This window comes from Henriciella litoralis, from assembly GCF_002088935.1.
Taxonomy (GTDB): Bacteria; Pseudomonadota; Alphaproteobacteria; order Caulobacterales; family Hyphomonadaceae; genus Henriciella; species Henriciella litoralis.
This window is the reverse complement of the sequence record NZ_NCSS01000004.1, coordinates 378,932-399,459: the sequence shown is the minus strand read 5'-3', so window position 1 is coordinate 399,459 and position 20,528 is coordinate 378,932. Positions and strand designations below refer to the sequence as shown.

Here is a 20,528-nt window from a genome sequence, read left to right as displayed (position 1 = left end):
CTGCGCACGATCTTGTCGTGACAACAGACAACTCAGCCGCCGAAGCAACTTCGATGATACCGCCTTGGCCCTTGCGCCTTGCCGATTGCTCATGCGCAGCGGTCAGTGCCAGGACGATAATGGACCTTGGACAGATGGTGATCAGATAGAGTGGTTCAAGACGTAATCTACAACATCGTGCTCCACTTGAGAGTGAGTACAGAATTGAAGAGCCCTACCGCCCCTCGCGTCTCCAGGCGAGCAGCAGGAAGAGGATGATGAGGCCTGCGCCGAGGAGGCCGGGCAGGAGGGGGAGGCTGGTCGAGCTGCGCACGGCATAGGCGCCGCGTTCGCGGAGGCCCAGCCAGTCTGAGCCTTCGGCATTGGCGTTTCGGGCGACGCGGCGGATGTCGGGGGCGAAGTCACCCGGGCGGTCCATGGTGAAGACGCCGCCGCCTGTACGTGTCGCGACAGGTCTGAGCACGTCCGGTGTCGCTTCGAGGGCGGCGTATTCCTTTGGATTGGCGGGGCCGTTTAGGGTCACCGCTTCAAGCCCGCCCGAGCGCGCGCGGAAAAGGCCGAGCCGGTCAATCGGGGCTTCGGCGGCGAACTCGCCGGGGCCGACGGCCTGCCAGCGCGGCTCCATGGTCTGGCCGTCAGGGGTTTCGATGGTCAGCGGCGGGGCATTGTTGGAGAGGGTGCGCAGTGTGGCGCGGACCGTGTCGCCCTGAGCTTCAAGGCGAAGCTGGCGCTCTTCAAGCTCTGGCTCTTTCATCAGCCAGTGGACCATGCGGCGGATAAGCTCTGCGAACGGGCCGCCGCCATCATAGCCGCGCGCCCAAAGCCAGATCTGGCCGGACATGATCTGCGCGACGCGGCCTTCGCCGACCCGGTCAACGATAAGGAGCGGGTCACCGTTGCGGGCCGTCATCAGGACGTCGCCTGCTTCGGCCGTGGCGCCGACATAGCGCACCCAGCTGCCCCAGCTATCTCCGTCGAGGGTCTGGGTGATGGTGTGGCGGCGCCCGGTATCGGAAAGCTCGGGTTTGAATTCGCCGACCTCAATGGCGCCCGTGGGCAGGGCCGGCAGGACGCCCGCCAGCGGCGTGTTGGCGAGCGAGGCGGGGCCGGCAAAGTCCTCCCCGGCGGCAATCAGCAGCGCGCCGCCATCGGCGACATAGCGCGCCATATTGCCGAGATAGGACATGGTGATGACGGTGCGGCGCTCATACTGGTCGAAGATGATGAGGTCGAACTCATCGAGCTTGCCTTCGAAGAGCTCTTCGGTGGGGAAGGCGATCAGCGCCATCTCTTCCAGCGGGGTCACGTCCTGTTTGAAGGGCGGGCGCAGGATGGTGAAGTGGACAAGGTCCACCGACGGGTCTGATTTCAGAAGGTCACGCCAGACCCGGCCGGCAGCATTGGGCTTACCGGTGATGAGGAGGACGCGCAGGCGGTCTCGCACGCCTGACAGGGTGGCGGCGGTGCGGTTGTTCGCCATGGTGAGCTCCTGCTCACCCTCGGGGGTTTCGACGACGACGATATTATCACCGCGACGCTCAATCTCGATGGGGAGCGGGGTGTCGACGCCGGTCTGCACGGTGATGCGTTCGGGCGTGCCGCCATTGATCGAGACAGAGACGCTGGCGCTCTCGGCGACCGGGTCATCCACGCGGACGATGAATTGCGCTTCCTCACCGACAATGCCGAAATCGGGCGACTGGACGAGGGAGATGCGGCGATCGCCGCTATCAGGGTCACCGGTGATGATTGAGTGGATGGAGCCAAGCTCTGCGAGGCGGCCAAGGTCTTCGGGCACGTCATGGACCTGCCCGTCGGTGATCATGATGGCGCCGGCGACGCGGTCACGCGGGACATCCGACATCAGCCCTTCAAGGGAGGCGACGAGATTGGTGCCGTCGGCGCTGGAATCGGTCTCGATGAGGCGAAGTTCAAGCGATGGGTCAGCCTCGATTGTGGCGCGGACTTCGGCGAGGGCGGCGTCGGCGATGTCTGTGCGCTGGCCAAAGCTCATGCTTTCGGAGCGGTCGACGACGACGGCCGCGACGGATGGCAGAGGTTCGCGTTCCTCGCGGACATAGGCCGGGTTGGCGAGGGCGGCGGCGAGTACGGTCAGCGCCGCGGCGCGGGTGAGCCAGGCGCGGCCACGCCAGCGCACATAGGCGGCAAAGGCCAGCAGGCAGACGGCCAGCAGGGCCCAGAGGACGGGCCAGCCGAGCAGCGGGTCAAGACTTATGCGGCCTGCTTCGGTCATTGTGGTGGCTCCCCACGGCGGCGGAGGATGTCTTCAAGGTCAATCTGGTCGTTCGGCGCGCCTTCTTCGCCCATCGGGAGGCCCTCATCCTCGCCGCCTTCACCGAGGCGTTCCAGAAGGGCCGGGATGTGGACCTGGTCTTCCTTATAATTGCCGGTGAGGACGTACATGATGAGATTGATGCCGAAGCGGCGGGCCATTTCGCGCTGCTGGTCGCCGCCATCGACGCTGAGCAAGGGGCGCCCGCGCTCATCGATGGCCCAGGCGGCGAGATAGTCGGCATCGCCGATAATCAGGTGAGAAACGCCATCGCCGCGCCGGTCGGCCTGATCGCCAATGCCGGAGGATTCAATCCAGAGCCTGCGGTTTGAATAGCGGCCGGGAAAGCCGTCGAGCAGGTAGAAGCTGCGCGTCATCACATGGTCATTCGGCACAGGCTGGAGCGGCGGCGTATCGAGGCCGGGCAGGACGCGTTCCAGATCATCGAAGCTATTGGCCCCGACCGCATCGCCCTTGCGCGTGTCAATGAAGAGCGCGCCGCCATTGCGCAGATATGCGTTCAGCCGCTCGACTGCGAGCGAACTGAGCGGGGTCGCGTTTTCAGGCAGAGAGAGGAAGATGACGGGGTAGACGTCCAGCGCATCTGTTTCAGGGTCTACTGCATGCGTTTCGGCAGGCTCAACGGAGGTACGGCGGAACAGGATGAGGGCGAGGCCGTCGAGCCCGGCGCGGGTGATGCGGTCCGCGGCGGCGTCGCCCGTCTCGATATAGGCCAGGCGCATGTCGAGGGCGGCCTCTGTGGCCTTGTCGAGCTCACCCGTGACGTTCACCCGCGATCCATAGCTGGGCGAGACGCCATAGCTGTACGGGTCTGGCCGGATCTGGCGTTGCTGCGCGTCCGCGCCTTGCGGGGTTGCGACAACGAACAGGCCGATGACAAGCGCGCTGGCGGCTGTGCGTGTGCGCGTTCCAAAGTGGGGGAAGCGGCCTGCAATGAAGAGCGCGACCAGAAGGTCGATGGCGATGAGCAGAGCGGCAAGGCCTAGCAGTGGGCCACCGAGCTTGTTGGTTTTGGCTTCGGCATCGCCGAGCAGTTCGGTGCCGGCAGGCCAGCTGGTCATCAGGTCTGGTGTAGCAGCATGGGCGGCGTTGATCGCGCGTGTGCCGGCCGGGCCGCGATAGAGGCCGGGGGGATGGGCTTCGGATGGGACGATGTCGGCAAACTCACTCGCGCTGACCGGGCTTGCACTGGAGTCGGGGCTGACGAGACGGCCATAACCGTTGAGGACGATGTCCGGGGCATAGGTGCCTTCGCCATCAGCGACGGTTTCGCCGCGGCCGGCGGCAATCGCGCGGCGGAGCATTTCAACGAAGGTGCCGGAATAGGGCAGGTCTGACCAGTCCGGCCCGGCGGTGACGTGGAAGAGGATCAGCATGCCCTGACCGCGCGGCGCGGCGGTGACGAGGGGTGAGCCATCTTTCAGGCGCGCCCATGTGCGGTTGACCAGCTCTGGCGCAGGGCGGGCGAGCACTTGCTGGCGGACTTTGAGGTCTTCTGAGGCTGAAAGGCCAGCGAAGGGTGAGGCATCCGGGAAGCTGCCGATGGATTGCGGTTCTTCCCATGTGAGGGCGCCGCCAATGGCGCGGGAGGAGCGGCGTAGCGGTGTCGGCACGAGGCTGTCGGCTTGCGCGGCCATGCGCGGGCCTGCGAAACGGATGAGGGCGCCGCCACTTTCGACCCAGGCGGCGACACGGGTTTCAAGCTCTGGCGCGAGCTGGCCGATATCCGTCATGATGATGGCGTCAGGGTCTGCGGCGATCAGGTCTTCGATGGAGCCTTCGGAAATCGTCGCGAAAGGCTCAAGCGCCTTGCGGACATAGTGGGTGTCGGCGAGCAGGGGCTGCGCGGTAGAATCGCCGGAAACCAGACCGACGCGGCGCGAGCGGGCGCTGGAATCCCAGAGCCAGACGCTGCCTGCGCCTTCGATCCCGGTGATCGCGAAGCGCGAGACACGGGCGAGGGCGGCTGCTGGAATGTCAAACCGCGCCATGCCTTCGGCAGAGCCCGCTTCAAATGAGGCCGTGCCGGTTGCGAGCGCTGCGCCATCAAGTGTCAGGGCGGAGACGTAGACGTCGGAGGCGTCGCCCGTGTTCACGCGGCGAAGGCGCACATTCACGCCGTCTGCATCTGAGGCGAGGCCTGTAATGGCGAAGGGGCCGCGGGGCGGGGCAGCATAAACGCTGAGCGGGGCGATGGCGGCGAGGCTTTCGGCAAATTCGGTCGCGGTCTCGCTGTCAGTGCCGTCTGTCACATAGAAGATGCGGCCGGGTGTGAAGCCAGACGCTTCGAGGCGCTCCAGCGCGTCGGCGCGGTCGACGCCCCATGGGAGCGGGTCGAGCGAATTGACGCGGGAGGAGAGTTCCGTGCGCGCAAAGGCTTCGGACGGGTCAGGATCGAGGGAGCGCGGGGCGGTGAGCAAGAGGTGCGCGGCGGTATCGCGGGCCTCACCGTCGAGGGCGGCGCTGGCGGCGGCGCGCATCTCGCTCCAGCGCGGGGCGCTGACCCAGCCATCATCAAGCACGATCAGGACAGGACCGCTGGCTTCACCGGATGGGCTTGCGCCGGGAGCGTAGATCGGCTGCGACAGGCCGATGATCGCCGCGGCGGCGGCCAGCATGCGAAGGAGCAGGATCCACCAAGGCGTGCGGGCCGGTGTTTCGTCTTGTGGTGTGACATCATCCAGCACGCGAAGTGAGGGCAGGGCGACGTCCTTGGGTGCGGGCGGGGTTGCGCGCAGGATGATCCAGATCACCGGCAGTGCGACAAGGCCAAGCAACGCCAGCGGCGCGCCAAAGAGGAACGGCCCCAGCATCATAGCCGGGCCCCGAACGTCTCTAGGGCGCGTTTGAGGGCTGCGGCGCCGTGCTGGAGCGGTGTGCCGGTGGAGTGGCGCACGAACTGCCAGCCAAAGCTCGCGGCGAGGTCTTCGATGCGCGCGATGTGGGCGGCGTAGCGTTCAAGATAGGTCTCGCGGATGCTTTCGGCGCGGCCGAAGATGCGGAAGAGCTGGGCGCCCGGACGGGAAAACTTCACCCGGCCCCGCCACGGAAATTCTTCTTCTATGGGGTCTGAGACCGACAGAAGTACGCCTTCCTTTGAGCGGGTCGCAATACCGGCCAGCCGTTCGCGCCAGACATCAACCGGATCATAGAAGTCACTCGCGACCACGAAAATGGCCTGCGATTTTGGTGGCGGCGGAAAGCTCAAGGCCTGGCGGGTGAGAAGGTCTTCGCCGAGGCGGTCCCCGGAGGCTTTGCCGAACCCGGCCGAGCGGCCACTGCCGAGGACGCCGACGCGCTCGCCTGATTTTGCGAGCAACAGGCCAGCGGCCAGCATCATGATGCGTGCAGCATCGGCCTTGGTGAGGCGTCCGGCTTGTCCGGCCCAGTCAAAGCCTTCATGGCGGTCACACCAGAAAAGGATGGTACGGGCGGTCTCAAGCTCTGTTTCGCGGACATAGAGATCATCGCCGCGGGCAGACCGGCGCCAGTCGACGCGCTGGGCCGCGTCTTCCTCGGCATAGTGGCGGTATTGCCAGAACTGTTCGCCGGTGCCGGCGCGCTTGCGGCCAGCCGCGCCGAGATGGGCGGCATCGGCGGCGCGTGCCTTGAGGCTGAGCCCCGGCAGGGCCCGAGCAATGACTTCGGCTTCGGCGCGCAGGGCCGACAGGTCCATCATTTCGCGACCTCTTCGGTGCAGTCGAGTGCGGCGTCGTAATAGCTGCGCCACGCGGATGGATCGGCCGAGGCTTCGGCAATGGTGTCCATCAGATCCTGCTGATTGATGCCGGCTTCAATGTTTACGCCGTCCAGAAAGGCCTGCGCGCGCGGGCTCTCTTCTGTGAAGTCATCGGTGAGCTTCAATTCGACGCCTTCACGCCTCGCCCAGGCCTGCAGGACTTTGGTGGAGGCGTCTTTCAGTTCGTTCTGGGCCGTGCGAATTTCAGAGGCGCTCAGCTCCTCACTATAACGCACCCGCAAATTGGCGATCTGAATGGAGCGGTAGCACTCGGTTAGCTGCTCGGTAGAGGGCTTTGCCGTTGCCTTGCCGGTGCAGGCTGACACAGCCAGCATTGCGGCAAGCAGGCCAGTGGCCAGCAAACGGTGCGGGAGGCCAACGTCGCGCATATCAGGCAGAGGCCCTCGCCAGATCGCCGATAAGGTCACTCAGGCGCGGGGCCTGTCCGGTCGGGTCATAGCGCATCGCCATACGGTGGCTGAGGCACGGTTCTGCCAGCGCTTCGACATCTTCGAGCGATGGCGCGAGGCGGCCACGCAGCAAAGCGCGGGACCGGCAGGCAAGCATCAGGGCCTGACCAGCACGCGGGCTAGGGCCCCAGTCGACAAAGCGTTTCACGCGATCATCGCCGGTCTGTTCAGGGCGGGCTTCGCGCACGACGGCCAGAATGGCGGCGAGGACTTTCTCGCCGACCGGCATCTGGCGCACGAGCGCCTGGAGTTTCTGCAATTGCGCGTCGGTGATGGCGGCCTCGACGGTGGCATCATCAACACCGGTGGTCTCGATCAGGATTTTGCGCTCAGTATCGACGTCTGGATAAGACACATCGATTTTTAGGAGGAAGCGGTCAAGCTGGGCTTCGGGTAGTGGATAGGTGCCTTCCTGCTCGATCGGGTTCTGGGTCGCGAGGACATGGAACGGGGCAGGCAGATCATGGCGCACGCCGGCCACGGTGACATGACGCTCCTGCATGGCCTGCAGCAGGGCAGACTGGGTCCGCGGGGAGGCGCGGTTGATCTCGTCGGCCATCAGGAGCTGGGTGAAGATCGGGCCCTTGATAAAGCGGAAGCTACGCTCGCCACTGGCGCTTTCGTCCAGCACTTCGGAGCCGAGAATGTCAGATGGCATCAGGTCTGGCGTGAACTGGATGCGCGCGGAGTTGAGGCCAAGCGCCGTTCCCATCGCTTCGACCAGTCTGGTCTTGGCAAGGCCGGGCGCGCCGATCAGAAGGGCGTGGCCGCCAGCGAGGATGGCGGATAGCGCGAGCTCAATCACCCGGTCCTGTCCGAACACCGCCTTGGCGATCTCGGATTTTACCTTTTCCAGCGTTTCACCGGCCGCTTCTGCATCTGCAACCAAAGCCTTATTATCGTCTGCCATGAGGTCTCCGTCTTCACTCCCGGGTACAACAGACCTAGGTCTGGGGTCTATACGCCAAAGATGGCGCCGCTGATTGTGGCTCAACAATGGAATATGAACCCTAGGCAAAATGATGGCGAAGCGCGACGTGAAATCCAATGAAAACACTGCAATCAGCCTCGAAGAGCTGTTGAAAGCGATCTCACCGGACAAATCGGCGCGCAAATTGCCGCCTGTCGACAGCTGGCAACCGGAGCGGTCCACCGACATCGACATGGAAATCCGCGCCAATGGCAGCTGGTGGCATGAGGGCGGGCGGATCAATCGCGAGAAGCTGGTGAAGCTGTTTTCCACCATCCTGCGCAAGGATGAGGATGGTTCTTTCTGGCTGGTCACGCCTTATGAGAAAGTCGTGGTTCATGTTGAGGACGCGCCGTTCATGGCGGTGCGGGTCGACCGGGCAGGCGAAGGCGAAACCCAGTCGCTGGCCTTTGTGACGAATGTCGGCGATGTGGTTGTGGCGGGCAAAGACCATCCGATCCGCATCGAGACAGACCCTGACACGCTGGAGCCATCGCCGTACTTGCTGGTGCGCGGACGGCTGGAGGCGAAGCTGTCCCGCCCGGCATTTTATGAACTTGCGGGCATGGCGGTTGAGACCCCGAGTGATGGGGGCCGTACGCTGGGTGTCTGGTCAGACGGGGAATTTTTCCCTATCGGACCGGCAGAAGGCTGAACCTATGGCATTTGTTGACCTTGAAGACTTTCTCGCGCGCGCTCGTTTGCGGCTCGATAGCGTTGAGGGCGCAGAAAAACTGTCTGAAGGCGGCGATGTGGAGCTGCTTGATAGCGATGGCATTGCGAGCATCCGCCGCGCAGCCGTGCTTGTGTCGATTATTCGCAGACCGGAAGGGCCGACAACGCTGCTGACCCATCGCCCCGATACGATGCCGACGCATGCCGGGCAGGTCGCGTTTCCGGGCGGCAAGGTTGACCCTGTCGATGCCGATGAAGTCGAAGCGGCGCTGCGCGAGGCGCATGAGGAAGTGGGCGTGGAGCCAGATAGCGTCGAGCTGGTGGCGCGGTGTGCGCCCTATATCACCGGCACCGGCTTCCGGATCGTGCCGGTGATCGGAATTTTGCCGGATGATTTTGTGCCCAAGCCAGACCCGACAGAAGTTGAGAGCGTGTTCGAGACACCGCTCTCTTTTCTCATGAACGGGAAGAACCATCATGAGCGCTCGGCTCAGTGGAATGGGCAGCGGCGCTATTATTACGAGATGCCATATCAGGGCCACCGCATCTGGGGCGTGACGGCAGGGATCATACGCGCTTTATATGAGCGCCTGTACGATCTGGGCGAGGAAGCTGCATGACCTATAGAGTAATTTTTGAGCTGGTCCTGTTCAGCCTGCCCTTTTTGGCTTTCGGTATCTGGCGGCTCGCCCGTCAGGAAGCACTGGAAGAAGGGCGCAAGCCCTGGCCGATAACAATCCTGTTCGCAGCTGGCGCCGGCCTTGCTGTGCTGGCCTGGGTCGTCCTCATCCTGATCGACCGGGGCGGCGGCGAAACCTGTATTCAGCGCGCCTATTTCGAAGATGGGAAAATCGTCCCGGCACGCGAAGTCCCCTGCGATAAGCTGAAGGACCAGATCGGTCAGCCGGCAAGCCGCGATCCGGGGGGCCAGGCGCATGGACTTGGCGAGACTGACCCGGCCGGGCCGAATGTGGCGCCGGGGCCACTGACCCCGGAGCAGCGCCTCGATCAGTTCGACCCGGAAGATGGAGAGCTGCAGAATGAGATCGACGCCCCTTAAATGACCGATTTGAGCAAGACTGACTGGATCGGCGCGCCTGAAACCCGCGCCGTCATGGCAGCGCTTAATGGCGCTGGGGCGGGCGAGTCGCGCTTTGTTGGCGGCTGCGTGCGCAATTCGCTGATGGGCCGCCCGGTCGATGATGTCGACATTGCGACCCAGCTGACGCCCGATGCGGTGCTCTATGCGCTGAAAGAAGCGGGTATCCGGGCGATCCCGACGGGGATTGATCACGGGACGGTCACAGCGATCGTCGATGGCAAGCCGTATGAGATTACCACGCTGCGCCGCGATGTCGAAACCGATGGCCGGCGCGCTGTTGTCGCGTTCACAGAGGACTGGGCGGAGGATGCCGCGCGCCGCGATTTCCGGCTGAATGCGATCTATGCCGACATATCTGGCAAACTGTTTGACCCGACGGGCGGTGGTATTGCCGATGCTGCTGACGGCCGGATCATCTTTATCGGGGATGCCGATACGCGCCTTCGCGAAGACTATCTGCGCATCCTGCGATTCTTCCGCTTCAATGCCTGGTATGGCGCCGAGATGGACGCCGAAGGGCTGGCCGCCTGCGAGCGGCAGAAAGCCGGGCTGGCGAAGATCGCGGCAGAGCGGATCTGGAAGGAGCTGCACAAGATGCTGGCCGCGCCGGAGCCGGTTCAAGCGGTGACGGCGATGGCTGAATGCGGTGTTCTGGAGCAGATTTTGCCTGTGACTGACGGCGTTGATGGTCTGCATGATCTTGTCGTCAGCGAGAGATTATGCGGGGTGTTGCCTGACCCGGTGCTGCGCCTGATGTCACTTCTGCCGCGCACGGCGCAGGCGGTGATCGATACCAGCAAGGCGTTACGGCTCTCGAATGCCGATACGGCGAGGCTGGTGGCCTGGGCGGCGGACAACCTCACCGATGTGACGAAGTTCAATGGCCGGGCGCTGCGCTATGCGCTCTATTTCCATGGCAAGCAGGCTGTGGTGGACCGGGCGCTGCTATCTGGCGCGGATGTCCGCGACTTGCTCGCGGCGACGCGGGCCTGGAAGCGACCCGAATTTCCCATCGGGGGCGATGATGCGCTGGCCGCGGGCCTTGAAGGCAAGGCGATTGGTGAGGCGCTGCGTGCGCTGGAGCTGTGGTGGATGGAAGAGGACTTCCTGCCAGAGCGCGACGCCCTGCTCGCGCGCCTCAAAGCCTAATTCGAGAAGACGATATAGGCGTTGAGATAGGCCGCAAAGCTGACCCAGAGCAGATACGGGACCTGTAGGATCGCGGCCGCCTTCGAGTAACGCGCAAACGCGCGAATCATCAAGGCGATGAGTAGCCACAAAATACCGATAATGATCAGCGCGATGAGTGGCGTCTGAAACGCAAAGAACAGCCAGCTCCAGGAGAGGTTGACGGCAAGCTGGGTGAAATAAATACCAAGCGCGGCGCTGGCGAGCGCGAATGTGCCTGCCTTCAGGCGGACAAGAATCGCACCGATCGCCATCAGCGTATAAAGTATCGGCCAGACAATGCCGAAGGTGATGTCGGGCGGATTGAGCGGCGCTTTGTTTAGCGCGGCATACCATGGGTCATCACTGCCGCCTGAGACGACGGCGCCGAGGCCGGCGACGGCGACCGTCAGCAGGATGATCAGCAAGATCGAGACGAGCGGATTGTGTTTGCCGTTTTTCATCTGATTGAACCTACATCACCTACGACGGTTGGCTATGGCCATTTCACCACAGGCGGCATGGAGGACAGGATGGAGTTCACATTGCCACCGGTTTTCAGGCCAAATGTGGTGCCACGGTCGTAAAGCAAGTTGAACTCGACATAGCGCCCACGGCGGATGAGCTGTTCTTCGCGCTCTTCCGGGGTCCAGCTTTCAGCCATCCGGCGGCGGACGATCTTCGGGTAGATATCGGCAAAGGCGCGGCCGACATCCTGGGTGAAGGCGAAGTCTGCATCCCAGTCGCCCGTATTATGGCGGTCATAGAAAATGCCGCCGGTGCCGCGCGGTTCATTGCGGTGGGCAAGGAAGAAGTATTCGTCGCAATGGTCGCGGAAGGTTGGGTAGTAGCTCGGGTCGTGCGCGTCGCAGGCTGTCTTCAGGGCGGCGTGAAACTCAGCCGAATCAGGCGCGTCCTGCGTGCGCTGTGTGTCGAGCAGGGGGGTGAGGTCTGCGCCGCCACCGAACCAGCTTTCCGAGGTGACCAGCATCCGCGTATTCATATGCACGGCCGGAATGCGCGGATTATGCAGGTGGGCGATCAGCGAGATGCCGGAAGCCCAGAACCGGCCACCGGACTTGTCAGCGCCGGGGATCTGCGCGCGGAACGCTTCTGAGAAATCGCCATAGACGCAGGAAACATGCACGCCGACTTTCTCAAAAAGCTTGCCCTTCATGATCGCCATGGTGCCGCCGCCGAGGTCCTCTGACCCGTCGCCGCGCGTCCACTCTGTTTTCTCGAAAGTGCCGGGCGCGCCCTTATAGAGCGGCGGCTCGGCCTCACGCTCAAGCTGTTCGAAGCGGGCAATGATTTCGCCCTGTAGTGATTCGAACCAGGCTTTCGCTTTGGCCTTCTGTGATTCCAGTTGCGCGTCTGACATCAAAATCTCTCCTTCAAGCCGCTGCCTTAGCCCAGCCCAGCCCGCGCGCAAACACCTTCATCGGCTTAACAGCCGCCGCAGGCGTGTGGTGGCAGACCCATGTCAGTGGCGTCGTAGCGCCGCAGGCACACATGCGTCGCTTGCAATGCGTGGATAGTCGCGCTAACCGCAGCGCAGACATGTATGGGGAGCTGGATTTTGCGGCGTTGCGCCGCAATGATTTCTTGTCCCGATATAGTATGCATCTCGGAGCAATCCTTGGCCAGAGGACCGTAAGTGTGAGCAACGCGCAGAATACGACCACCGAAGCGATCGACGAAGATCGCCGTGATTTCATCCATATAGCAGCGGCCGCGACGGCTGCGGCGGGCGCTGGAGCGCTTGCCTATATGTTCATCGACCAGATGAACGCTGCTAGTGACACCAAGGCGGCATCCAGCCTTGAAGTCGACATTTCGAAAGTGCCCTTGGGCGGCGAGATTCGTGTGCTGATTGGCGGCAAGCCTTTCTTCATCCGTCACCGCACCCAGGTCGAGATCAACGAGGCCGAGAATGTTGATGTCTCCAGCCTTCGTGATCCTCAGACCGATGATGAGCGCCTTCGCCCACTCCCGGATGGCGAGCTTAACCGCGCCATTCTCGTGACCTCAGGCAGCTGTACCCACCTTGGCTGTGTCCCGGTTGGCCCTTCGCAGGGCAACACTGGCGACTTCGGCGGCTGGTACTGCCCTTGCCACGGCTCCCACTACGATACGTCCGGCCGCATTCGGCGCGGTCCAGCCCCGGCAAACCTGCCGGTGCCGGACTACCGCTATGTCAGCCCGACCGTCATTAACATTTCGCTTTAGGAAGAGGACGGAAAAGCCATGAGCGGACACCCCTCGACATATGAGCCGAAGACCGGCTTTACCAAATGGCTCGATTCGCGCCTGCCCATCGTGCGGCTGGCCTATGACAGCTTTGTCGATTTTCCGACCCCGAAGAATCTGAATTACTGGTGGACGTTCGGCGGCATTCTCGCTGTCTGTCTTGCCACGCAGATCATCACCGGTGTCGTACTGGCCATGCACTATACGGCCTCGGTCGACGGGGCGTTTGCCTCGGTTGAACGGATTATGCGGGACGTGCCGTTCGGCTGGCTGATCCGCTACATCCACGCCAATGGCGCTTCGATGTTCTTCCTCGCGGTCTATATCCACATGTTCCGCGGCCTTTATTACGGCTCTTACAAGGCGCCGCGCGAGATCCTCTGGATCCTCGGCTGCGTGATCTTCCTTCTGATGACCGGTACGGCGTTCCTCGGTTACGTGCTGCCATGGGGCCAGATGTCCTATCACGGCGCGAACGTGATCACCGGCCTGATCGGTGCGGTGCCTGTCGTTGGCGACAGCATCAAAGCCTGGCTGATGGGCGGACCGTCGATTGGTAACCAGACGATCCAGCGCTTCTTCTCGCTGCACTATCTGCTGCCATTCATGATTGCTGGTGTCGTTATCCTGCACATCTGGGCGCTGCACGTTCCAGGCAACAACAACCCGGCAGGCGTTGAAGCCCGCAAGGACAAGGAAGGCCTGAAGCAGGACACCGTCCCATTCCACCCTTACTACACGGTGAAGGATGGCTTCGCGATCGTCGTCTTCCTGATCATCTTTGCGGCTTTCGTCTTCTACATGCCGAACGTTCTCGGCCATGCTGACAACTATATCGAAGCCAACCCGCTGGTGACGCCGGCCCACATCGTGCCGGAGTGGTATCTGCTGCCATTCTACGCCATCCTGCGTGCCATCACGTTCAATATCGGTCCGATCGACGCGAAACTGCTGGGTGTTCTGGCCATGTTTGGCTCCATCGCCATCCTGTTCGTGGTGCCATGGCTGGATACGTCCAAGGTTCGCTCGATGCGGTACCGCCCGGTGGCCCGTCAGTTCTTCATCGGCTTCGTGATTGCAGGTCTTCTGCTCGGCTGGTGTGGTGCGTCGAACCCGGATGATCCGATCATTCCGATGGGCTCCGACAAGCTGGTCGTCAGCTACATGGATGCCAACGGCAATGAAGCGACCCAGACCTATGAAGAGTATGAGGCCGCTGCCACGTTCCGTGACCAGAAGATCGGTGATGGTGTTGAGGCGACGATGTCCGTGCAGAAGGCGCCTGCCTTCCGCTTCGTGCACCTGTCGCAAATCCTGACGCTGTACTATTTCGCCTACTTCCTCGTCATCCTGCCGCTGCTCGGCCTTCGCGAAAAACCGAAGGATGAGCCAGCCTCAATCCACAAGTCAGTGCTCGGGTCGCATGACCGTGCTGCTCCGGCTCCAGCCGAATAAGAGGTCAAGGACATGAATTTCCTGCGTTTCATTTCTGTTGGACTCAGCGCGGCAGCCATGGCTGCCACCGCCCACGCCGCTGGCGGCGCGCTGCATCCGCATGAGCCTGAAGAAGGCTGGGCATTTGAAGGCCCTGTCGGCGAGCTCGATATGGCCAGCGTCCAGCGCGGTTATCAGGTTTACCGCGAGGTCTGCTCGTCGTGTCACTCGATGCGTCTGATGCACTACCGCAACCTCGGCGAGCCGGGTGGCCCGTTCTACGATCCGGAATATCCGAATGCGAACGACAACCCGCTCGTAAAGGCATTCGCGGCCCAGGATGAGATCCTGAGCACCGAGCCTAACGAAGTCGGCGATTATGATTATCGTCCGGCGCGGACGTCTGACCCGTTCAAGTCGCCTTATCCAAACGCTGCTGCCGCACGCGCAGCCAATGGCGGGGCGCTTCCACCGGATCTGTCCGTTATCACCAAGGCGCGCCATGGCGGCGCGAGCTATGTCTACAGCCTCCTGTCCGGTTATCCGGAAGAAGATGCGTTCAGCACGCGTGAAGTCGCCGCTGACCCGGTCGCTGAAGGCCAGGCAGAAGCCGAGCAGGCTGCACAAGCTGAAGCAGATCAAGCTGCAGCGACCCAGCCAGAGCAAGGCCCTGCTGAAAGCGAAGCGGAAACGAATGCGGACGATGCCGTGCTCGCCGCTGACGGGAATGTCCCGGCTGAAGGTGAGATGGCCGACGCGGCTGACACCGAAGTTGATGCGCCGGCCCCTGCTGTCGCAGCTGCACCGCAGACTGAAACCGTCATCGACGTGGCACAGGTCCACTCGCTGTCCCATGGCGGCGACCACTATGAAGGCCTGCTCGTCCAGCCGACCGGTCAGTACTACAACCCGTTCATGTCGGGCGACACGACGGCCCAGTGGCGCGGTGATCCACGTCACGCACCTCCAGGCGGCTTCCTTGCGATGCCACCGCAGCTGTCAGATGGCCGCGTAAGCTATCTCGATGGTACGGAAGCCACGGTTGATCAGATGGCCCATGACGTTGCGAACTTCCTGCAATGGGCTGGTGAGCCAAAGCAAAGCCAGCGTAAGCAGACCGGCCTTGCCGTGATGATCTATCTCCTCATCCTGGCCGCACTGCTCTGGTTCTCCTTCCACCGCATCTGGCGGAAAGTCGAGCACTAGGCGCAAGCTTGAACTTTAAAGCGAAATGCCGTCCCTTGGGGCGGCATTTTGTTTTTGGAGCACGCAAATGCTGAGACTGCTGAGCCTACCTGTTCTCGCTGCGGCTTTTGCGCTGCCAAGTTATGGCGAGTTGCTGTCGGCCAATGAAATCATCCTTGCGATAGAAGGGCGTTGGGCGCTTGCGTATGAAGATGACCCTGATCCTGAGAACAGGTTCAGATGCGATGACCTTGCCATACATATCCAGATCGATGAGATCGACGGTGATCTGGTCTATCGTTCGCAGCACGAAGGGCAGGAGGCATATGACACAAGTCCGGTCCTGACGGACGTGTTGAACAACGGCCAAACAGCCCCCTGGATCAGACTGCATTATGAGAGCGAAGATCGCCTGACAGAGGAGGGTGAGCCCGTGGAGTGGCGCCTGATCATGCCAGATGAAAATACGTTCTTCTGGGCCCGGACGGACTGGGAATGGGGGTTCACAACCAAACCGAGGCGCCGTTGTCTGACGCAGGCTCCAGGAATGTAGGGCTCAGCAATTCGGAAAGCGGTATCTGACCGACTGGACAGCCGAATAGATACCATAGACGCCAATCGCGAGCGCAGAGGCGATGAACAGCCACAAGCCGTAGGGTTGGGTTCTGATCCAGCCGAGGGTGGCGGCGAGGCCCTTGATGTCGTCCGGGTCAGCGGTCCAGCCGCCGAGGACGAGAAAGCCGCCGACAATGGCAAACAGGACGCCGCGTCCGGCAATGCCGCCTGCAATCACGTCGGTGAGCTTTCCGGCCCAGCCGCTAAGATCGATATGGTTTTTCCATTGGCCGGTCTTTGCGCGCCAGACCTGCGCGCCGCCGATGCCGATGAGGGCGAGGCCACCAAGAACGACCACCCACTCGCCGAAAGGCTGCTCCATTAGCCACTTGGCGGTCTGTTCTGTCTTGCCGCCATCGCCGCTACTATTGCTGCCGAAGGTGACCGAGACCGCAGCGACCCCGATCAGGAGATAGCTCGTGCCCGACGAGGCCATGCCAAGGCGCGAAAAGATACCCTTTGCGTCACTCCCATTGTCTTCAGGGTCGAGAATGGCCTGGTAATAGCGCCAGAGCGCATAGAGCGCGAGACCAATGGCCAGGAAGATAAGAAGGTAGCGTCCGCCAGCTTCGTTCTCCACGGCGCGGAAAGCGTCGCCGGGGCTGACGCCATTGTCTGGCTTGGCTGAGATGGCCGCGTCGATCAAAAGGCCGGAGACGGCAAAGTAGACCAAAGCCCGCGCCCCGAGACCGATCCGCGCAACGATTGCGGCGACCGGCGCCGGGATGGGAGTGTCTGTCATACAGAACAAGACGCGGCGTGAAGCGGTCTGGTTCCGTCTTTGCGGTCACGGCGACTTGATTTCAGGTAAGGAGCCTGCTTGTGCAAAGTGGCGTACAGCGAAGGAGAGTATGAATGAGCGGATGGACACTGGGCATTATCGGCGGCTCCGGCCTCTACGAGATTGATGGTCTTGAGGGGACTGAAGAGATCGCTGTCGAGACGCCCTGGGGCGCGCCATCTGACAAGCTTGTGCGCGGACATATCGGCGATGTTTCGCTTGTCTTCCTGCCGCGGCACGGCAAAGGCCACCGGCTGACGCCATCGACGGTGCCGTACCGGGCCAATATCGATGCGCTGAAGCGGCTGGGCTGCACCGATGTTCTGTCCATCTCGGCCTGCGGCTCCTTGCAGGAAGCCTACGCGCCCGGTGATTTTGTGATGCCGGACCAGTTCATTGATCGGACGGTCAGCCGCGACAACAGTTTCTTCGGCCCTGGCATGGTGGCGCATGTGTCGATGGCTGACCCGATATGTGAGCGCCTGTCGGCTATGGCTGGCGATGCAGCCGAAGCGGCCGGGGTTAAGGTGCATCGCGGCGGGACCTATCTGGTCATCGACGGGCCTCAGTTTTCCTCCCGCGCCGAGAGCTTTCTCTATCGTCAGTGGGGATGCGACATCATCGGCATGACGAACATGCCGGAAGCCAAGCTCGCCCGCGAAGCGGAGCTGCCTTACGCAACGATGGCGATGGTGACTGATTATGATTGCTGGCGGGAAGAGACCGATGCGGTGTCCGTCACCAATGTGCTGGAGGTCATGCAGAAGAATGCCAACGCGGCAAAGCAGGCCATTGCCGGGATTGTGAAGACGTTGCAGGGCGTTGAGCGCACCGGCTCGCCGCAGGGGATCGAGACATGTCTGGATTATGCGATGATCACGGCGCCAGATGCCCGCGACCCGGCTATGCTGGCGAAGCTTGATGCGGTGGCTGGGCGGCTGCTCGTATAGTTAGCAGCATCTTGCGCAAGTCTCCACGAATTGCACATTCGGCATCACAATTCGTAGATTCAATAGGTCTAGTGCGGTTGAATATTTGGGCAGGGCGAAATGTGCTGTAATATTCAGCTCGCTAAGGAGAGATGACGATGGTCTATGGGTTTGTTCGACTGACAGACCAATGTCGCCGACACGCCGGACCCTGCTGCCCGATTGGCTTGACTGTACCGGGATCCGGACGCCGCCAGCGCGCTAGATTGGCGGCCAGGACCTGATGGACTACAAGTCAAGAATTCGCACAATTCCGAACTATCCATCCAAAGGCATCATGTTTCGTGATGTCTCAACACTTATGGCTGACGCCCGGACGTTCAGTGCTGCGATTGAAGCGCTGTGTGCGCCGTTCGATCATTTCGATATCTCAAAAGTAGCGGGCATCGATGCCCGCGGCTTTATTCTGGGCGGAGCAATGGCGACACGCCTGAAGGCGGGGTTTCTACCGCTTCGCAAACCCGGAAAGCTGCCCGCCCGCACCTGGCGCGAGACCTACGACCTCGAATACGGCTCGGATGAGCTGCATATGCATGTCGACGGCGTCGAGGCCGGTGAGCGTGTGCTGCTCGTCGATGATCTGATCGCGACTGGCGGCACAGCCGAAGCAGGCGTTAAGCTCTTGCGACGGGGCCGAGCTGATATCGTGGCGGCTGTTTTCCTCGTCGAGCTACCGGATCTTGGCGGAACGCGAAAAATCAGGAGTATGGGCGTTGAAGTGAACGCACTTGTAGCGTTTGATGGCCACTAGGCTTTTTGGGGACAGTTAAAGATGAAATCGCTCAAGTGGATCGCTGCTCTTGCAGTTTCGTTCGGTATTGCGGCATGCGGAAAGAATGAGCCGCCACCGCTTCCCGATGTAGCAGGCTTCGAGGGTGGTACACCTGAAGCTGCTGATGGCATGCCCGACTGGGCCGCCACGATGGACAGTTTCGAGTCTTTCGCGGACGAGCTGTTTACAGTGAGAGATGGCCGCGAGGCTGAGCTGGCCGACATTCAGGATGCGCTGCCTGATCTGGTGAGCCTCAGCTGGGATGAGAAATCATTCAATGAGGACAATGGTGCCACCCGGCTCGAAAATCTCCGGATTACCATAAACACAGAGCCGGCCTTTGGTCTCGCAATTGCCGAAGCCGACATCTGGGGGCTCAATTCCGATTTCATCGCGGCCCGTTTGCGCGGCGAGCGTCTTGATGAGCAAGGCGACATGTTCGAGCGCGTTGTGGCGCGCGATCTTAGCTATTTTGGTGCCGCTGATGCGCTGAATTCCCTGTTCCAGACACTGGAAGACGAAATCCAGACCGATGATGCGGAATTCGCAGAGTTTGGGGTGCGCCAGCTAGACGGCACGACAGAGCGTCTGGCGATGAGCGGGGGCAAGCTGCGCCCGTTCGAATACGTGCCGCTGAGTGAGGCGCAGTATGCAGCCCTCGACGAGATGTTTAACGACAGCAGCGATTGGGACAGCGATGCCTATCCTGAAGCCGATGACCCAATGGACCTGCCCGCTGAAGACGCCGTCGATGAGGTTGCGGAAGTTGATGAGGGGCTGAAGACCCTTCGCCTTGCCCAGCAAGTCATCGCCGTGTTGCGCACTATCGAAATAGAAAAGGGCGCGGTGAGCGGGACTGAGGTGCAGTTCGACATGGGCTCAGACGCGTTCAGCCAGGTCTTCTACGTCTCCATCGATTTCTCCGGTTATGAGGGCTATCGCGGCTTTGATATCGACCGCCTCGTCTATGCGGGCATCCGACAGGGGCAGGAAGTGAAGGTCTCTGCCGACGATGATGAGATGGTAGCGGCCGCCTATCCCAGCGGCCTGAACTACGCACAGGTCGAGAGTGTGGCTTTCAGCTCCTATGAGGGGCTGGAGCTCGACAAGCTTGCTGGTTTCCTCGCGCGCAGCGAGTTCCCGGGGATTCGTGAGCGCGACCTGATGAGTCTCGGCACATGGTCTGGGCAGGACTATGTGCAGACAATCAACGGCAATGAGACCTTTAGCGCGCGTAGCCTGCAGTTCATGGGCGATGACTTTGTCTGGCTCCTTCCGCGTAGCCTGGAGGGCCGTATCAGCGGCGCGATGATCCATCCCGGCGAGTATGGACGTTTTGTGATGCAGCTGATCCCGTCAGCTTCCGACGATGCAGAGACGGAAGCAGAGATGAAGGAGATCCGCGAAAATCTGGACACAGCAATTGGCCTTCTGGATGAAAACGGGCTGGCTGTCATTCCTTTCAATTTCCGCGGCGTGGCAAACTGGAACGAGAATACCGGCCGTACATCCTTCAGCCTCGCCTCAGAGGCCGACGGGTTTGGCGAAACTGCATTCACGCTGGATATCAACCTGCCTGACTATGGAGACATTCGCGCGGCCTATGAAGCGGATGAAGGCTGGTCGGAAGCGATAACGCCCGTCCTCGAAGACAAGCTGGCCTTCGTTAGCATGCGCTATTTCGACAGGGACAATGGCGGATATGACAAGCTGTTCGGCTATCTCAATGAGCTGGGCAAGGTGTATTCGAATGAGGGGTGGGGCGCGACGCTCTCGACCATGCCGCCAAAGCAGATGCGCGCCAATATCGCGACCATGGTTCGCAGTGCCAAGGCCGCTGCAAAAGCGGAATATCCACCCGCCGAGGCGTGGCTGGAGTCGATTGCGGCGTATTATCAGACGCCAGGTGGCAGCCTCGAAATCCGCGTGAAGCCGGACAAACCGCTTGGGCAGGCGCAATTTGATGCCATGGCAGAGAGCGAAGATCCGGCCGCTGAAATCAAGCGGATGGGGATTAGTGTGACCCACACGCCAGAATAGGTGAGCGCGGCGCTTGACCGGGGCG

General features: G+C 61.7%; 19 protein-coding genes and 1 pseudogene. 11 read left to right on the top strand and 9 right to left on the bottom strand.

Annotated features, from left to right (window positions below; genetic code table 11):
- Nucleotides 1–214: 214 nt before the first annotated feature.
- Genes B8783_RS01890 through B8783_RS01870 form a run of 5 tightly spaced genes read right to left on the bottom strand, consistent with a single transcriptional unit; the run spans nucleotide 215 to nucleotide 7,433 of the window.
- Entirely contained in the window at nucleotides 215–2,254 is a 2,040-nt protein-coding gene (locus B8783_RS01890) for a hypothetical protein (RefSeq protein WP_084418077.1), read from the bottom strand.
- Nucleotides 2,251–5,130, bottom strand: a complete 2,880-nt coding sequence (locus B8783_RS01885; RefSeq protein ID WP_084418076.1) for a DUF4159 domain-containing protein — start codon at nucleotides 5,128–5,130, stop codon at nucleotides 2,251–2,253. The genes B8783_RS01890 and B8783_RS01885 overlap by 4 nt, the downstream gene beginning before the upstream one ends.
- Nucleotides 5,127–5,993, bottom strand: a complete 867-nt coding sequence (locus B8783_RS01880) for a DUF58 domain-containing protein (RefSeq protein ID WP_233355639.1) — start codon at nucleotides 5,991–5,993, stop codon at nucleotides 5,127–5,129. The genes B8783_RS01885 and B8783_RS01880 overlap by 4 nt, the downstream gene beginning before the upstream one ends.
- Nucleotides 5,990–6,442, bottom strand: a complete 453-nt coding sequence (locus tag B8783_RS01875; protein ID WP_084418075.1) for a hypothetical protein — start codon at nucleotides 6,440–6,442, stop codon at nucleotides 5,990–5,992. Before B8783_RS01875 ends, B8783_RS01880 begins: the two co-directional genes overlap by 4 nt.
- A gap of 1 nt (nucleotide 6,443) precedes the next feature.
- Nucleotides 6,444–7,433 (bottom strand): AAA family ATPase, encoded by a 990-nt coding sequence (locus B8783_RS01870; RefSeq protein ID WP_084418074.1) that lies wholly within the window; start codon nucleotides 7,431–7,433, stop codon nucleotides 6,444–6,446.
- Between the two features lie 109 nt (nucleotides 7,434–7,542).
- On the opposite strand from B8783_RS01870, the gene B8783_RS01865 reads away from it, so the two are divergent.
- From B8783_RS01865 to B8783_RS01850, 4 genes are read left to right on the top strand one after another with little or no spacing between them, the layout of a single operon-like run.
- A complete protein-coding gene (locus B8783_RS01865; RefSeq protein WP_084418073.1) occupies nucleotides 7,543–8,148 on the top strand; it encodes a DUF1285 domain-containing protein in 606 nt (201 codons plus the stop codon).
- 4 nt (nucleotides 8,149–8,152) lie between these two features.
- Nucleotides 8,153–8,788, top strand: coding sequence for a CoA pyrophosphatase (locus B8783_RS01860; protein WP_084418072.1), 636 nt, complete (start codon nucleotides 8,153–8,155; stop codon nucleotides 8,786–8,788).
- Entirely contained in the window at nucleotides 8,785–9,228 is a 444-nt protein-coding gene (locus tag B8783_RS01855; RefSeq protein ID WP_084418071.1) for a hypothetical protein, read from the top strand. The genes B8783_RS01860 and B8783_RS01855 overlap by 4 nt, the downstream gene beginning before the upstream one ends.
- Nucleotides 9,229–10,419 carry a CCA tRNA nucleotidyltransferase gene (locus B8783_RS01850; protein ID WP_084418070.1) on the top strand — a complete coding sequence of 397 codons (1,191 nt, stop codon included), beginning with the start codon at nucleotides 9,229–9,231 and terminating at the stop codon, nucleotides 10,417–10,419. It abuts the gene before it with no gap.
- On the opposite strand, the gene B8783_RS01845 is transcribed toward B8783_RS01850, so the two are convergent.
- Together B8783_RS01845 and hemF are read right to left on the bottom strand one after the other, a co-directional pair.
- Nucleotides 10,416–10,901 carry a TspO/MBR family protein gene (locus tag B8783_RS01845; RefSeq protein WP_084418069.1) on the bottom strand — a complete coding sequence of 162 codons (486 nt, stop codon included), beginning with the start codon at nucleotides 10,899–10,901 and terminating at the stop codon, nucleotides 10,416–10,418. The genes B8783_RS01850 and B8783_RS01845 overlap by 4 nt on opposite strands.
- 32 nt (nucleotides 10,902–10,933) lie before the next feature.
- Nucleotides 10,934–11,818, bottom strand: a complete 885-nt coding sequence (gene hemF, locus B8783_RS01840) for an oxygen-dependent coproporphyrinogen oxidase (protein ID WP_139792209.1) — start codon at nucleotides 11,816–11,818, stop codon at nucleotides 10,934–10,936.
- 278 nt (nucleotides 11,819–12,096) lie between these two features.
- Here hemF and petA point away from each other — a divergent pair, with 278 nt between their 5' ends.
- Both petA and B8783_RS01830 read left to right on the top strand, forming a co-directional pair.
- Nucleotides 12,097–12,666, top strand: coding sequence for a ubiquinol-cytochrome c reductase iron-sulfur subunit (gene petA, locus B8783_RS01835; RefSeq protein WP_084418333.1), 570 nt, complete (start codon nucleotides 12,097–12,099; stop codon nucleotides 12,664–12,666).
- A gap of 18 nt (nucleotides 12,667–12,684) precedes the next feature.
- Nucleotides 12,685–14,142, top strand: a complete 1,458-nt coding sequence (locus B8783_RS01830; RefSeq protein WP_084418067.1) for a cytochrome b — start codon at nucleotides 12,685–12,687, stop codon at nucleotides 14,140–14,142.
- A gap of 71 nt (nucleotides 14,143–14,213) precedes the next feature.
- Here B8783_RS01830 and B8783_RS18805 read toward each other — a convergent pair.
- Nucleotides 14,214–14,294 (bottom strand): annotated as a pseudogene (locus tag B8783_RS18805) (hypothetical protein); the annotation flags it as partial.
- On the opposite strand from B8783_RS18805, the gene B8783_RS01825 reads away from it, so the two are divergent.
- Nucleotides 14,293–15,327, top strand: a complete 1,035-nt coding sequence (locus B8783_RS01825; protein ID WP_407646313.1) for a cytochrome c1 — start codon at nucleotides 14,293–14,295, stop codon at nucleotides 15,325–15,327. The pseudogene B8783_RS18805 and the gene B8783_RS01825 sit on opposite strands and share 2 nt — an antisense overlap.
- A 67-nt stretch (nucleotides 15,328–15,394) precedes the next feature.
- Entirely contained in the window at nucleotides 15,395–15,859 is a 465-nt protein-coding gene (locus B8783_RS01820) for a hypothetical protein (protein ID WP_084418065.1), read from the top strand.
- Nucleotides 15,860–15,862: 3 nt separating this feature from the next.
- Here the strand turns inward: B8783_RS01820 and B8783_RS01815 are convergent, their stop codons facing one another.
- On the bottom strand, nucleotides 15,863–16,663 hold the full coding sequence (locus B8783_RS01815) for a DUF1206 domain-containing protein (protein ID WP_084418064.1): 801 nt from the start codon (nucleotides 16,661–16,663) through the stop codon (nucleotides 15,863–15,865).
- A gap of 113 nt (nucleotides 16,664–16,776) precedes the next feature.
- Here B8783_RS01815 and B8783_RS01810 point away from each other — a divergent pair, with 113 nt between their 5' ends.
- The 3 genes from B8783_RS01810 (at nucleotide 16,777) to B8783_RS01800 (ending at nucleotide 20,503) form a co-directional block, all read left to right on the top strand.
- Nucleotides 16,777–17,652, top strand: coding sequence for an S-methyl-5'-thioadenosine phosphorylase (locus tag B8783_RS01810; RefSeq protein WP_084418063.1), 876 nt, complete (start codon nucleotides 16,777–16,779; stop codon nucleotides 17,650–17,652).
- A 262-nt stretch (nucleotides 17,653–17,914) separates the two neighbouring features.
- Complete coding sequence (locus tag B8783_RS01805) at nucleotides 17,915–18,442, top strand: adenine phosphoribosyltransferase (RefSeq protein WP_084418062.1); 528 nt, start codon at nucleotides 17,915–17,917, stop codon at nucleotides 18,440–18,442.
- Between the two features lie 21 nt (nucleotides 18,443–18,463).
- Nucleotides 18,464–20,503: a hypothetical protein gene (locus B8783_RS01800; protein WP_084418061.1), complete on the top strand. Its 2,040-nt coding sequence runs from the start codon at nucleotides 18,464–18,466 to the stop codon at nucleotides 20,501–20,503.
- The last annotated feature ends 25 nt before the right edge of the window (nucleotides 20,504–20,528 follow it).